At 32.1% G+C, this 14,152-nt stretch carries 11 protein-coding genes and 1 tRNA gene; 3 read left to right on the top strand and 9 right to left on the bottom strand.

Annotation, left to right across the window (positions count from 1 at the left end):
* Nucleotides 1–6: 6 nt before the first annotated feature.
* Nucleotides 7–1,512: a sodium/proline symporter PutP gene (gene putP, locus CSUIS19073_RS02835; protein ID WP_086242252.1), complete on the top strand. Its 1,506-nt coding sequence runs from the start codon at nt 7–9 to the stop codon at nt 1,510–1,512.
* Between the two features lie 70 nt (nt 1,513–1,582).
* Nucleotides 1,583–1,659: transfer RNA gene (locus tag CSUIS19073_RS02840), tRNA-Ile, on the top strand.
* 90 nt (nt 1,660–1,749) lie between these two features.
* Here the strand turns inward: CSUIS19073_RS02840 and CSUIS19073_RS02845 are convergent.
* From CSUIS19073_RS02845 to CSUIS19073_RS02885, 9 genes are all read right to left on the bottom strand, one after another.
* Nucleotides 1,750–4,608 carry a DEAD/DEAH box helicase family protein gene (locus CSUIS19073_RS02845; protein WP_086242251.1) on the bottom strand — a complete coding sequence of 953 codons (2,859 nt, stop codon included), beginning with the start codon at nt 4,606–4,608 and terminating at the stop codon, nt 1,750–1,752.
* Nucleotides 4,601–5,293, bottom strand: coding sequence for a hypothetical protein (locus tag CSUIS19073_RS02850; protein WP_141082455.1), 693 nt, complete (start codon nt 5,291–5,293; stop codon nt 4,601–4,603). The genes CSUIS19073_RS02845 and CSUIS19073_RS02850 overlap by 8 nt, the downstream gene beginning before the upstream one ends.
* Entirely contained in the window at nt 5,293–6,303 is a 1,011-nt protein-coding gene (locus tag CSUIS19073_RS02855) for an AAA family ATPase (RefSeq protein WP_086242249.1), read from the bottom strand. The genes CSUIS19073_RS02850 and CSUIS19073_RS02855 overlap by 1 nt, the downstream gene beginning before the upstream one ends.
* Nucleotides 6,296–7,414: a DUF262 domain-containing protein gene (locus tag CSUIS19073_RS02860; protein WP_086242248.1), complete on the bottom strand. Its 1,119-nt coding sequence runs from the start codon at nt 7,412–7,414 to the stop codon at nt 6,296–6,298. Before CSUIS19073_RS02860 ends, CSUIS19073_RS02855 begins: the two co-directional genes overlap by 8 nt.
* 35 nt (nt 7,415–7,449) lie before the next feature.
* Entirely contained in the window at nt 7,450–8,754 is a 1,305-nt protein-coding gene (locus CSUIS19073_RS02865) for a restriction endonuclease subunit S (RefSeq protein WP_086242247.1), read from the bottom strand.
* A complete protein-coding gene (locus CSUIS19073_RS02870) occupies nt 8,744–9,505 on the bottom strand; it encodes a hypothetical protein (protein ID WP_086242246.1) in 762 nt (253 codons plus the stop codon). Before CSUIS19073_RS02870 ends, CSUIS19073_RS02865 begins: the two co-directional genes overlap by 11 nt.
* 245 nt (nt 9,506–9,750) lie before the next feature.
* Nucleotides 9,751–10,296 carry a protein adenylyltransferase Fic gene (fic, locus tag CSUIS19073_RS02875; protein WP_086237280.1) on the bottom strand — a complete coding sequence of 182 codons (546 nt, stop codon included), beginning with the start codon at nt 10,294–10,296 and terminating at the stop codon, nt 9,751–9,753.
* Nucleotides 10,289–12,274: a type I restriction-modification system subunit M gene (locus tag CSUIS19073_RS02880; RefSeq protein WP_086237195.1), complete on the bottom strand. Its 1,986-nt coding sequence runs from the start codon at nt 12,272–12,274 to the stop codon at nt 10,289–10,291. The genes fic and CSUIS19073_RS02880 overlap by 8 nt, the downstream gene beginning before the upstream one ends.
* A 225-nt stretch (nt 12,275–12,499) precedes the next feature.
* Nucleotides 12,500–13,717: an ammonium transporter gene (locus CSUIS19073_RS02885; RefSeq protein ID WP_086237194.1), complete on the bottom strand. Its 1,218-nt coding sequence runs from the start codon at nt 13,715–13,717 to the stop codon at nt 12,500–12,502.
* A gap of 212 nt (nt 13,718–13,929) precedes the next feature.
* On the opposite strand from CSUIS19073_RS02885, the gene CSUIS19073_RS02890 reads away from it, so the two are divergent.
* Nucleotides 13,930–14,152 (top strand): flagellin N-terminal helical domain-containing protein (locus tag CSUIS19073_RS02890; RefSeq protein WP_442863271.1); only part of this gene is annotated, 223 nt, incomplete at its 3' end.

Genomic DNA, 14,152 nt, shown 5'->3' on the forward strand with positions numbered 1-14,152 from the left:
GATGAGTTGGACTTTACTACATATTTAGCCATTGGATTATATTTTGGGGTGCTTTTGGTAATTGGGCGTTTAGCGTATAATAAAAAGTCAAATTTAAATGAGTACTTGCTAGATAACCGCTCCTTAGGGCCATTTATAACCGCACTGAGTGCTGGGGCTAGTGATATGAGTGGATGGATGTTGCTTGGGCTTCCTGGGGCTTTATATCTTAGTGGGATTTGTAATGCTTGGATAGCTATTGGGCTTAGCGTTGGTGCGTGGGCGAATTACAAATATCTTGCTAGTAGGCTTAGAGTATATACTGAAATTTCAGGCGATAGCATTACTATTCCAGATTATTTGGAGAATAGATTTAAGGATAAAACTAAGGTTTTACGCATTATTTCTGGTATTTTTATCCTTGTATTTTATACGCTTTATGTCAGTAGTGGGATTATCGCAGGGGGCAAGACATTTGAGAGCTTTTTTGGTTTAAATTTTGCTTTTGGGGCTGGAGTTACCCTTTTTATAGTTGTATTTTATACATTTTTTGGTGGATTTAAGGCAGTTTGTCTAACTGATGCATTTCAAGGGATTTTAATGTTTTTAGTGCTTGTGCTTATCCCTTTGGTGGCCTATTTTAGCATTGAAATTCCGCAAAATTCAAGCTTTTTATCCCTTTTAAATCAGTATAGCAAAGAGGCAAATTCAAACCACTTAGATATATTTGCAGGGCAGACATTTTTAGGTATTTTGGGCTTACTTGCTTGGGGATTTGGCTATTTTGGACAGCCACATATAATTGTCAGATTTATGGCTATTAGAGATGCTAAAGAGCTTGTTTTAGCCAGAAGAATTGGGATTTCGTGGATGGTAATTGGCTTGGTTGGGGCTATGGCTAGTGGTCTTATAGGTTTTGTATATTTTTCTCAAAATGGCATTAGTTTATCAGACCCAGAAACTGTGTTTTTAAAGCTTGGCGATACTCTATTTCACCCATTTATTGTGGGCGTGATTATTTCTGCTGTTCTTGCGGCTATTATGAGTACTATCTCATCGCAACTTTTAGTTAGTGCTAGTTCGGTTACTAGGGATTTTATATTTGCATTTTATAAGCACGAAGTAAGCCCTAAAGCACAAGTATTAACAGGTAGAATTTCAGTTGTATTAGTAGCGGTGATTGCCACATTTATCGGGTTTAACTCTAGCGATACGGTTCTTGGAGTGGTGGGTAATGCTTGGGCTGGATTTGGTGCGAGTTTTGGGCCAGTTTTGCTATTTAGCTTATATTCAAGGCATATGAGTGCGTTATCAGCTTTAGCTGGTATAATCACCGGAGGCGTAACGGTGCTGCTATGGATACTTTTTGGGCTATCAAGCGTGGTTTATGAGCTTTTACCTGGATTTTTGCTATCATCTCTTGTGATATATTTGGTTAATCGCTATAATAATATGCTTAAAAAGATGTCGCAAGAGCCGAATTTATCAGTGATTGATGATGAATTCAATAAGATGAAAGATAGACAAATTTAAATTTATACTTTGGAGTTGTTTTATATAGATTTAAGGAATTATTTTATATAATTCCAACTCCAATTCAAGTGGGTTTATAGCTCAGTTGGTTAGAGCATCCGGCTCATAACCGGATGGTCCCAGGTTCGAGTCCTGGTAAACCCACCATTTAGATTTCTTTTTTAAATTTTTAATATCTTTTTAATTTTTTAAATTTTCTTTAATTTTTAAAATCTCTTTTTATACCAAAATTTTCACTTATCTTTTTTCTAAAATATCATAAATATTATCTATAAGTGGTGTGAAAATTTCATTTATATAAGTTTTATTTTTTAATAGTTGGCCGTATAAAGCACCAAATTGCGTATCATTATAATTATCTGTCAAAATATTATCTATTTCATCATTATAAAGCTTTGTAAAATCATTTTTACTATTATTTTTTGCTCCGCTTTGTAGCTTGGTACTATTTAGTAGTTGCTCAGAGATATTTATAATAGCTTGAATTTGCGAGTTTTTTTCCATATTTAGGCTAAGATTATCATTGATTTTCTTTATAATTTCTGAGAGCTTTTCTAGCTTGTTAGAGCCAATCTCCATTGAGCCAAAGGCACTCATCTCCATTACTGGATCTGGTTTTATATTCTCTTTTGTGTGTGTTTGGTCTTTTAGTACCTGAACATTTATCACGCCTATATCTATATCTATATTTTCTTTGCTTGTATTTACATTTATAAGCTGTTTGAGCAAAATTTCTATAAAAATATATCTATTATTTAGCTTATCGCTAAAAGTATCACCAAAAATGATTTTTAAGTGTAAAAAGATCTTTTTGTAGTTTGTAAGCAACCCTTTGAACTCTACTTTGTGCTTATCATCTAAATTATTTATCTGTGTTATTACTTTTGTGAAATATGGCCTTATCATCTTTTGAGTATTATCATCTATATTAGCAATAGCCTCTGCTACCATCTTTTCTTCAAGTGGCATTAAGATATTATATCCATCTATTTTTGCGTTGATATCAAGTAAATCAGCCATATCAATGCCATCTTTTAGCATAGTTTGCGTATAATATGGCGCAAAACTCTTCATAATATCATCAAATTTATTTACAAAATCAAGCACAAAAGTAGTTTTATGTGGGAATTCTGGGCAAATTCTATTTAGCCTTGATAGTGTTTGAACGGCGGTTATTCCGCTAAGGGCTTTGATTACATACATTATACAAAGCTTATTTTGGTCAAATCCTGTTTGGTATTTATTCGCCACAAAAAGCACCCTTCGCTCATCTTTATTAAACTCACTAGGCAAAGATACTTCGCTTATGCCATTTATCTCGCTTTCGCTATACTCTGCGCCATCAATCTCTTTTTGACCGCTAAAAGCTATTAAAGGCTTAAAATCATATCCATGTGACTTACAATACTCGCAAAAAGCATAATAATATCTTATCACGCTTTCTATATCCTCGCACACCACCATAGCCTTAGCCTTACTGCCCAGCAAAGCTGACCCACTACTAGCAAAATGCTCAGCTATCACAGCTACACGGCTTTTTATGATATCGGTATTATGTTTGATTATATCTCTTATTTTGCGTTTTGCTTGGTTTTGTTCTACCTCTTTATCACTGCTTTTTAATACTATATTATAAAGAGTGTTATATGTTGTATAGTTATCAAGTACATTTAGGATATATCCTTCTTCTATCGCTTGTTTCATAGAATATAGATGAAAAGGCGCATAAAAGCCATCTATATCTTTTTGACCAAATATTTCTAAAGTACTTGCCTTTGGTGTAGCTGTAAAGCCAAAAAGGCTTATATTTTTAGGTTTATTCTTTGCGCTAAATTCAGAACTAAGAGTATCTATCAAAGCCTCCATATTAGACCCACTGGTGCTAGAGTGCGCTTCATCTATTATCACGGCGCATTTGGTGTCAAAATTTTTTAATTCATCTTTGATATAAGAGAATTTTTGGATTGTAGAAATTATGATTTTTACACTATTTTTTATCGCATCTTTTAGATCTTTTGAGCTATTTTCATCGCCAAGAGCTTTTATAAATCCTTCTTGATGCTTGATCTTGTTTATCTCATTTTGTAATTGTCTATCTACTACTATTCTATCGGTTACGATTATCACGCTTTCATATCTTACAGAGCCATTTTTATACAAAGATGCTAGCATATATGCCAGCCAAACTATGCTTTTAGTCTTGCCAGATCCTGCGCTATGCTGGATTAAGTAGTTTTTATACTCTGAATTTTTTAAAATATCTCTTTTTACTTTATGTACTAGATCCATCTGATGATAGCGTGGGAAAATCATAACTCCCCTATCATCAAATATAAAATTTTTAATCAAATCAACTATATTATCCCTTACTAACACCTCTTCCCACAGATACCATACATTGCTTATTTTGCCTTCTATATCATCATTTCCAGCGCCCATGCCCTTGCCACTGCCTTTGCCTTTGTTAAAAGGTAGAAATTTAGTCTTGAATTTTTCTAGCTTTGTAGTCATATAGCATTCATATAGATCCAAAGCAAAAAACACAATCGCACCAAGCCTATTATCAAATAGCCTATTTTGCGGATTTCTATCCTCTTTATACTGCCTTATAGCATCTTTATAATCCTGCCCTGAATAGTTGCTTTTAATCTCCATACAAGCAAACGCCACACCATTGACAAAAACCACTAAATCCACACGCTCTTTATTCTCATTATCGGCATTTACTTCTTGTATTATTGTGATTTTATTTTTTTCATATTTCTGGGCTAAATCAGCATTAAAGCCAGAGCTTTCTTTGTTATAAACTAGCTCTAAGTTTGTATTATTTATCATTACGCCATTTTTTAAGCACTCTAGAATTCCATTTTTGATTATATAGTCATTAATTTTAGAGATTATCTCATCGCCCTTTAGCCCAAGCGAGTTAAGCTCCTTTTCTTGAGTGGATTTTAAAAACTCTAGTAATATCTCTTTATCCATTGCTAAATTTTTATCATAATACTTTGCGCTTCGCTCTTTAACTCCATTTTTAGCAAATTCTTTTATTATATCAGCTTGATACTGGCTTTTTTCAGCATATATAGTTTTAGCCATTTTTGTCCTTTACAATTTCCCTAATTATATAAGTAAAATCTTTGCTTGTATCAAAAAGATAATCAATTCCACTTGTTAAAATAATTTCAATATTATTATTATTATCTATCATTATATATCTGTCATGTGTATTTTTATTGTTTAAATTATGAGCTTTGTCTATAGCTATTTTAGATTTTATTTTTGAACTTAGATTTTTATTTTTATTTAGTTCATTATAGGTATTTCTATCTAGATAAATATTGCATTTTATTTTGCATTCTTCTATCAATTTTTCTAAGCTAGTTAAATTATGATTCTTATAAATGTGCTTATCATAAATAAAAATAGATTTCGCATCTTTAAACAGTGCTTTAAAATGCTCTATAGCTTTATTTCTTTGCTCACCTGCCTTAAAAGTTGCGCTTAGATTATTTTCTATTCTATCGCTAAAAATATTCACATTTGGAAAATTATCATTATCATCACAGAGAATTAATTGGAATTTCGGCGTTTTATCTGCAAGTTGTAAAAATCTATTCTTATCAAATGAAGCGATTTCTTCATCAGCATTTCTAAGCTGTTCTTTTGTAAAAATAAACTCACCTTTAAAATAGCGCAAAAGAGCTTCAATACATCGCAAATCAAATTCGCATTGATTTCTAAATTTAAGATATTCTAATGCTAATTTATCGCTCAAACGCATTACAAAAGCTCCCATAATTCAGCAGAATTAGCGTCAAAAAATCCACTTGGATATTTTCTTAAATTACCTTTTTCATCTACAAATTTACCACTATCTCCTACATTTATTTTTTCAAAATCGCTATCTTGTTTTGCTTTATAATAAATTACTATATCACTAGAATCAAAATTTTTCTTACACACTTCATAACAAGCACTATTTATTATATGCTCTGAGTGAGTTTCTAAGATAACTTGAACACCATTTTTAGCCAAAAATGTAAAAAACTTAGCCATATTTGAAATGGCTTTTGGGTGTAAGTGAATCTCTGGATTTTCTACGATAAAAATATCGCCCTTTTTACAATTAAGCCCAATTATTAAAATTCTCAAAGCGTAGCTAATTCCCGTTCCTACATTAAAAGGTGAAAGCTCTTTATCAATATTTCTAAAATAATATTTTATTTCGATATTGCTTTCATTTATTTTATTTGTTTGAACATCAAAATCTAGTTCAAAAATTTCTTTACACCAACGCCAAAGCTGACCTTTTAAGCTCTCATCATCTTTAAATCTGATAATCTCTGCTTTTTCTTGCCAATGTTTATCGAAATATCCAAAAGTATATTCACCTTTTACGCCAAACTTTTCGTAATAATTATAACCCGATAAATCTTCTGCTCCTGTGCGATTCGCACTAATAAAAAATAAATTTTCTTCAAATTTTAACTCTTTTGAGCAATAAATTTTATTGTTTTCATCACCTTCATTTATTTTATAAACTTCCCCATTTAGCTCTATATCAACGCTATCTTTTTTGATAAAGACATTTCTAACAATGTTAAATTTATCAAAGTTTCTTGTCAATTCTTGAAGCGAACGGCTGGTTCTATTGTCTAATGTAAGCAATATAGCGTGTAAAATAGATGATTTGCCAGATGAGTTAGTCCCTGTTAAAATCACCAAAGGCTTAAACTCAAAACTTTGCTCTTTTATGCTTTTAAAATTTGAAATTTTTAATTCTTCAATCATTAAGCAACCTTTCCATAGAGTCAAATCTAAATTTTATATTATCTACAGAATCAATACCATAAGTAATTCTCTCCGGCTTATCAAATTCATCTTTTTTAAACTTTTCTAGCTTTTGGATATCTACCGCCACGCCTTTTTCAAGCGCTAAAACAAAAAGATAAACAACACTTTCAAATAGAAGCATATTTAAAGGTCTTTTTTTATTGTTTTTATTTTCAAACCTAAATAGCTCATCTGAGCCATTTTTTGCTATATTTTCCATGGCTTTTTTAAATTTATTTTTTAAATCATCTAAATTTAGCTCTTTTTCTTTATTATTTATCTCTTTCATCGCATTAGCAAGGATTTCATCGATGCTGCCTTCAATTTTGGTTTTTATTTTTTCTTGCCTAATTAGATAAAAAACTATAAATCTTAATATCAAATATCTATCTTTCATTGTCTTTATAGCATTTTCTTTAAGATTAGTTGCTTTTTTGAAGTTTTCATCACGGCTTAATTCATTAATAAGCTTAGTGCTAGCACCTTGATAGAGTGCATTTCTCATCTCTTGGTGATTTAGCTGTGTTCCGCCACGATTTAATCTATCAAAAAGATTAAATTTAATATCTTCATTTGTAGGCGGCAATAGGGCGTAAATTTCTAGTTGATAATCCTCAAAGCTATTTTGAAGCAATGGTTCTAATTCGCTAAATTTTTTACCATTTAATTCGCTTAAAATTGTTAGTTTTGAAAGTTTTAATTTATCTTTGTAAAATTGCTGAATAGCACGAAGTCTTTGTCTGCCATCTACTACTTGTCTCATACCGCTACTTGTCTGAAATAGATAAAACACAGGCAATGGAATTCCTATCAAAATACTTTCTATCAGCTCTGATTTTTGTTTGTCATCCCATCTATCATCATCTCTTTGAAACTCTGGGTCTAACTCTATTAATCCACGCTCAGGGTTATCAAGCTTTCTATTGATATCAAAAATGCTTATTCTTTCTTTGCTAATGCGCAATTTTTCTTTATAATCCTTTTTTAAATTCTCTGCTAGTGTATTTAAGCTTTCTTCGCCTTCAAAGCCTTCAAATTCTTCATTTTTATTACCTACTTCATTATTCATTCTAACTCCTTTTGATTTTTGAAATTATAGCGAATTTAAATCTCTTTTTTGCCCGTTACGCACTCGTAGATTAGGGATTTTTTATACTCTTTTAGTGCGGTAATCTGCTTAGTATAATTTTCATTTAATCTATCTATTTTTTCGCACTTTTTATCCAAAAATTCTGCTATCTCTTTTTGCTCATTGAGTGGGGGTAATAAAAAATTTAAATTCATAATATAATTTGAATTTGCTCTTGGCATTTTTGCGCCATAGGTAGAGCTATTTACATTTTCAATAAAATTTTTATTAAGTAAAAAATAATAAAAGAATTTAAAATAGCATTTCAAATTTATAAATTGTAAAAATTCACTAGAACAAAAACAATTAAAAGGCGCAATTATGACTTTTGATAGATAAGGTCGTAATTTGCCAAATAAAATATCGCCTTTTTTACAAACAGCTTGTATTGAATTTTCATATTCTGTATTTGTTTCAATTAAGGAATTTAAATATCCTGCTACATTTTCTAAGCCAATATATTTATCATTTTCGGCATTAAAACTAAAATTCTCATTTCTTATTTTTGCTACATATTTTATTTTTGAAATCTCCCAATGTTTTGGAATTTGACCTATCCAAGGGATCCCACTGTCTTTGAATTCCATATTTTTAGAATTTATCCCTTTGGTTACACACTCGCTTATGAGTGATTTTTTATACTCTTTTAGGCTTTTTATTTTTTGCTCTAAATTTTCTAGTCTTTTATCAATTATCTCGCACTTTTTATCCAAAAATTCCGCTATTTTCTTCTGCTCATTGAGTGGCGGATAAGGTAAAAAAGCATTTACAATATTAAAAATACTTAAATTTTGAATTCCAGTGGTTTGATTGAAAAAAAATCGCATATTATTATTTTGATAAAAAGCTTTCATTGTGTGAGCAAAAAATTTATTGTTAATATTTAAAGGGCGAAAACATTGACAAAAATTCGCAAAAAGAACTTCTTTCGCACCAAATAAATTTTGTTCAAAAACAACACTTCTACCAACAGGCATTTTATCACCACCGCCTGATTTTTCAATAATTAAATCTCCATCTTGTAATTTTGTAGATAAAATTTGTGATTTTGTGTAATTTCTAAAAGTATCTGCTGTTTGCTTAATTTTTTGTTTGTCAAAGTCAAAATCAGCAACCCTAATACAAAGGCGACTATTATGAGAAATTTGTTCGTTTTCTAAATCATCTCCCCAACAACCACTAAAATTTTCTTTAAGGCAATATTTTATTTTTTTTACTTCCCAATGTTTTGGAATTTGCCCTATCCAAGCAATCCCGCTATCTTTAAAATTAGTATTCATATTTTAAGTTTATCCCATATTCTAAATTTGATATTCCATTAAAAGCATCTTTAAGATTAAAATCAAGCCTTAAAAGCAAAATTTCTATATTTCTTATAATTGACTTTGCTTTGCCTTGTGGCGGTCTGTTGTGAAATATATTATTTCTTTCTTTTCTAATGCGAGAAAATGTACTTAAAAGGTGGTCTTTTGTACCAAAGCTTGGTAAAATTTGATTTTTGTATTGTTTTTCACCAGCGAAAATAGGCTGAAAAATTGCCCAATTGTTTTTTATAGTATTTTCTAAATCGCCTAGTGTAAATAAATCAAGCACTTCAAAACTATTTGCTGTTTTTAAAAAATCTTCATTTAGCTTATTTATTTTTACTATATGATTTACTTTTTTAATAAGCCATAAATTTGAGCAATTTACAAACCAATCATCTTTTAAATCAGGGTTTGAGCTGTAATTTTGCGATAAAATAAAAGCCATTTTTGAGCGAAGTGCTGTTTCAAAAATATGAATAATCAAAAATAATGCGTGATGAGTTCTAATGCGTTTGTTATAAATATCAATAACCAAATCAAAAATATTTTTGCTATTTCCATGGTTTTTTATGAAAATTCCAGCTTCTTTGGCACTACCTAGTAAATAGTCATTATGTAGTAAAAAAATTGATTTTTCTAACTTTTTAAAGCCTTCTAAATTTGAGCTTTTGTCAAAGCCGAGATTTTCGCATAGTTTTTTATATGTTTGTGTTTTTAAATACAATTTTTTATCCTTTTATAAGCTTATAAGAAAACTTATTATATAATTCGCTCAGTTTAGGGATCAAATCACCATGACTTAGGTGAGTACTCGCAAGAGATGGTACCCTAAACTCTTTTATATTATTTCTTTTATTACTCATCAAAAAGCCCACTTTCAAGCTCTCTTGCTTCTTTTTCTAGGTTTTGAATTTGCCCTATCCAAGCAATACCGCTATCTTTAAATTCTAGAATTCTATTTTTCATCTTTTAACTTTCATAAAAATAACTTTGTTCTAAGCCTTTAAAAATAATATATTCATCATTTATTTTTTCGCTTAGGGCTGATTTTAGCAATGTTTTTAGCTCTAGGTCATTTATAGGACTTCGCTCCATTGCGGCTAGATACTCGTATTTATCTATCTTTTGCCACTCTGTTATGAGCCCTAGTGTGCTTTTTAGCATCAGGTCTAGCCATATACGCATACTTCTGCCATTGCCTTCTAAAAATGGATGGGCTACATTCATCTCTATGTATTTTTCTATGATTTCATCAAAGTTTGAGTGGGGTAGTTTTTCTATTTTGGCTAGGGCTTCGTTTAGATATAAGCAGTTAGCAAAGCGAAAGCTACCTTTTTTGATATTTTGCTCTCTTATTTTCCCAGCAAAAGGATAAAGCCCAGCAAATAAATACAAATGAATATCCAAAAGCCCCTTTAATGAGCCTATCTCAATCCTTGCGATTTGCCCACTAGAAAAGAGCCTTTTTGCGTTTTCTAGACTTTTTGCATCTATTTCATTTAATAGTTCACTCATCAAAAATACCACTTTCAAGCTCAATTGCTTCTTTTTCTAGGTTTTTGAATTCTAGTTTTATCTCATCAGTGCTTTTAGGGCTTTGGTATTTGTAAAAATAGCGAGTAAATGGAATTTCGGCGCCAATTTTACCTTCATCAAAGGCCTTTGCTAGTGGCAAATGTGGCAAGACCTCAGCCCTCATGTATTCATCAATGCTAGCGTTAATGTTGATTATCTCGCTATCACGGCTATCTTTATCGTAGATAATCTGCTCTTTTTTATCTCTTTGGATTTGTGCTTCATGGTCATCACGGCTAAATACTTTGGCTATTTTGTCTAGTGTTTTGGTATCTTTGATATTTAAAATTTGCTTTAAAAAGCTGATAAATTCATCTTTGTTTAGATATTTTTTATCATCTTTATAGTCATTTAATTTGCTTATTATCACACTAGCAAGCTCTTTGGCTTCTTTTTGTTTGGTTAGCTCTTTTTGCTCTTTTTGGGTTAGTTCATCTTTGTTTTCTAATTCTGTTATTTTGGTCTCATTATAAAAGGCAGATTTCAAGCTCTCTAGGCTCTCATCTGTGATGGTATAGCTCTTTTGAAGTGGGGTCATTATGGTGTATTCTTTATAGATAAATTCGCTATTAGTATAGATTTTACAATGCTCATTCTCTTTGAAATCTTTGTAAATTTGGGTAATTTGTGCTATATTTTGCTCGTTTAGCTCGTTTCTTTTATTACCCATTGATTTTCTAAGCTTTACATAGAAGCTACTAGCGTCTATTAGTGCTAGTTTGCCTTTTCTTTCTTTTGGCTTGGATTTGCGTAGTATCCATATATAAGTAGCGATTCCAGTGTTATAGAAAAGATCTGTTGGCAAGGCGATAATGCTATCTATATAGTCATTTTCTAGTAGATAGCGGCGGATCTGGCTCTCGCCTGAGGTGGTATCGCCGCTAAATAGTGGAGAGCCATTTTGGATAATGGCGATTTTGCCATTATCTTTGACCTTTTCTAGGGCTGATTGTAAAAAGAGAAGTTGCGCATCGCTTTTAGCAGGCAAGCCTGCGAAAAAGCGAGATTTGCTCTCGTGGGCTAGTTTTACAGCGTCTTCTACACCATCTTTTGCTTTTTCTCCACCCCATGAAGTGCCAAATGGTGGATTTTCGATGATAAAATCAAATTTTTCATTTGGGAATTCATTGTTTTTTAGAGTGTCTGTTTTTAAAATATTTTTTTCATTTTGCCCTTTTATGAGTATATCGGCTTTACAGATAGCGTAGCTCTCGCCGTTGATCTCTTGGCCGTATAGATAAATTTGTGCCTTATCGTTTTGTGCTTTTAGCTTTTCATTTGCTATGCTTAGCATTCCGCCTGTTCCGCAAGCTTGGTCTAGGACTGAAATTACCTTATTATCGCCTTGTATATCGACACCAAAAAGCAAAATATCCACCATTAAAGCGATGATATCACGCCCTGTGTAGTGATCGCCGGCTTCTGCATTTTCGCTAAATCTGCGGATAAGGTCTTCAAATATATAGCCCATTGTGTGATTTGGGACGATTTTGGGGTCTAAATCAAGCTCGCTAAAAGCTTTTATGATGCTAAAAAGGCAGTTTTCTTTGCTCATTTTGGCTATCTGTTTTTGGAATTCTAGATTTTCAAATATCTCTTTGATATTGTCGCTAAAACCATCTATATAATTTATCAAATTTGCTTTTATGTTGTTTTGGTCGTTTCTAAGCTCTTTTAGATCAAATTTGCTTGTGTTATAAAATTGATATCCGCTTAATCTTTCTAGCACCGTTGTTGGGGTGTCTTTGTCTTTATTATACTCTTCTAGCACCGCTTTTTTGGTATCAGCTAAGGCGCACTCAAATCTGCGTAAAATAACCATGGGGATAATTACATCTTTATATTTATCACTAGTGTAGGCTCCACGAAGTTTATCGGCAATATTCCAAATAAAATTTACCTCTTTGCTAATATCCATTTTTGCCCTTTTAATTGTTGATTATTGTCAAATATTATAGCATAAATTTACATATTATTAACAACCATAGAATTGTAAAATATATCAAATAATCTTAATTTATTGATATTATAAAATCGATATAATTTTATTTAAGAATTTTGGAATTTATTCGCAGATTTAGTAAAGTTAAATAGCATTAATCTGCGAATTTATAGCATTAAATAAAGATAGTTTAACCCTAGTCTATCTCTTATAAGCGCTCTCGCCGTGTAAGCTCGCATCTAGCCCCATACTTTCGTGTTCGCTATCTACTCGAAGCGGAGTGAAGTAAGATATGGCTTTAAATATTATAAAGCTAATTATTGCCGATACGCTAAAGCATACCACAACCCCAAGAATCTGCTCTAAAAGTAAATGCGGATTAAAGCTTATAAATAACCCTTCAAATTCAATGCTAGGATTTGTCTGCTTACTAGCAAAAAGCCCCACACACAAAGCTCCCCATATACCGCCAAATCCATGTAGAGAAAAGGCATCTAATGAGTCGTCTAATTTTAGTTTGTATTTTATGATTATCAAGCCCCAAAAGCATACTATAGAAGCGCTAATACCTATGATAATGCTAGCTGCTATACCCACATATCCGCATCCTGGTGTGATACCCACAAGCCCAGCTACTAAGCCACTTAAAGAGCCTAGAATGCTAGGTTTTTGTTTGTTTAAAATTTCCATACAAATCCAAGCTATATATCCGCTAGAAGCTGCGAGAATAGTCACTATAAAGGCATTTACGGCGATTTCATCTACCTTTCCAGCACTTCCAGCGTTAAATCCAAGCCAACCAATAAATAGTAAAATTCCACCCAAAAACGCATAAGGTATGGAGTGGGCTTGCTCGCTGATATGCGCTATCTCTTTTCTAGCGCCCACCATTAAAACACCAATTAACCCAGCTGTTCCAGCACTGATATGGACCACGCCACCACCGGCAAAATCTAGCCCACCACGGGTTAATAAAAATCCTTGCTCATCCCAAATCATATGAGCCAAACTAGCATAAACTAAAATACTCCAAAAAATCAAAAATATAGCCAAAACGCTAAGTTTCACACGCCCAACAAGCGATCCAGTGATAACGGCACTTGCGATTAGTGCAAACATCATTTGATATATCACGCTTAGAATTTGTGGCACTCCATTGTCATTTACGCCGTTGATACCATTTAAGAATGCAGCTGATAAATTTCCTATGACGCCAAAGTAATCCCCCTCATAAGCTAATGAAAAGCCAACGATTATCCAAGTAAAGGATACTAATCCAAATACTATGAAGCAATTCATTATAGTATTTAGTGCATTTTTAGCTTGGACTAATCCAGAGTAGAACATAGCTAACGATGGAGTCATTAGCAACACTAATAAAGAACAAAGCATTATAAATAGGGTGTTTATCGCATCCATTTATACTCCTTTTTGAAAAATATTTGGCATAATATCGAAAACTCTATAAAAATTTACTTAATTAAGAATAATTTAATATAAATTTTATGAGATATTTTAAATTTTACTCCAAAAATAAATTTTTATCATATATTTATGATCGATCTAAAAGTTGGAACACCATTTGCTTAACCACTCTTAACTTTTTAATTTTTAAGATAAAGGACTTAAAGATGAGTTTTAGAATAAACACCAACATAGCAGCTATGAATGCTCATGCTAACTCAGTAGTAAATGATAGAGCTCTTAGTAGCTCACTAGGTCGCCTTAGCTCTGGTCTTAGGATCCAAACAGCAGCTGATGATGCCTCTGGTATGTCGATTGCTGATAGTTTGCGTAGTCAGGCTAACTCTCTTACCCAAGCCATATCTAACGCAAATGACGCTGTGGGTATCA

The organism is Campylobacter sp. RM19073 (assembly GCF_024723495.1).
Classification (GTDB): domain Bacteria; phylum Campylobacterota; class Campylobacteria; order Campylobacterales; family Campylobacteraceae; genus Campylobacter; species Campylobacter porcelli.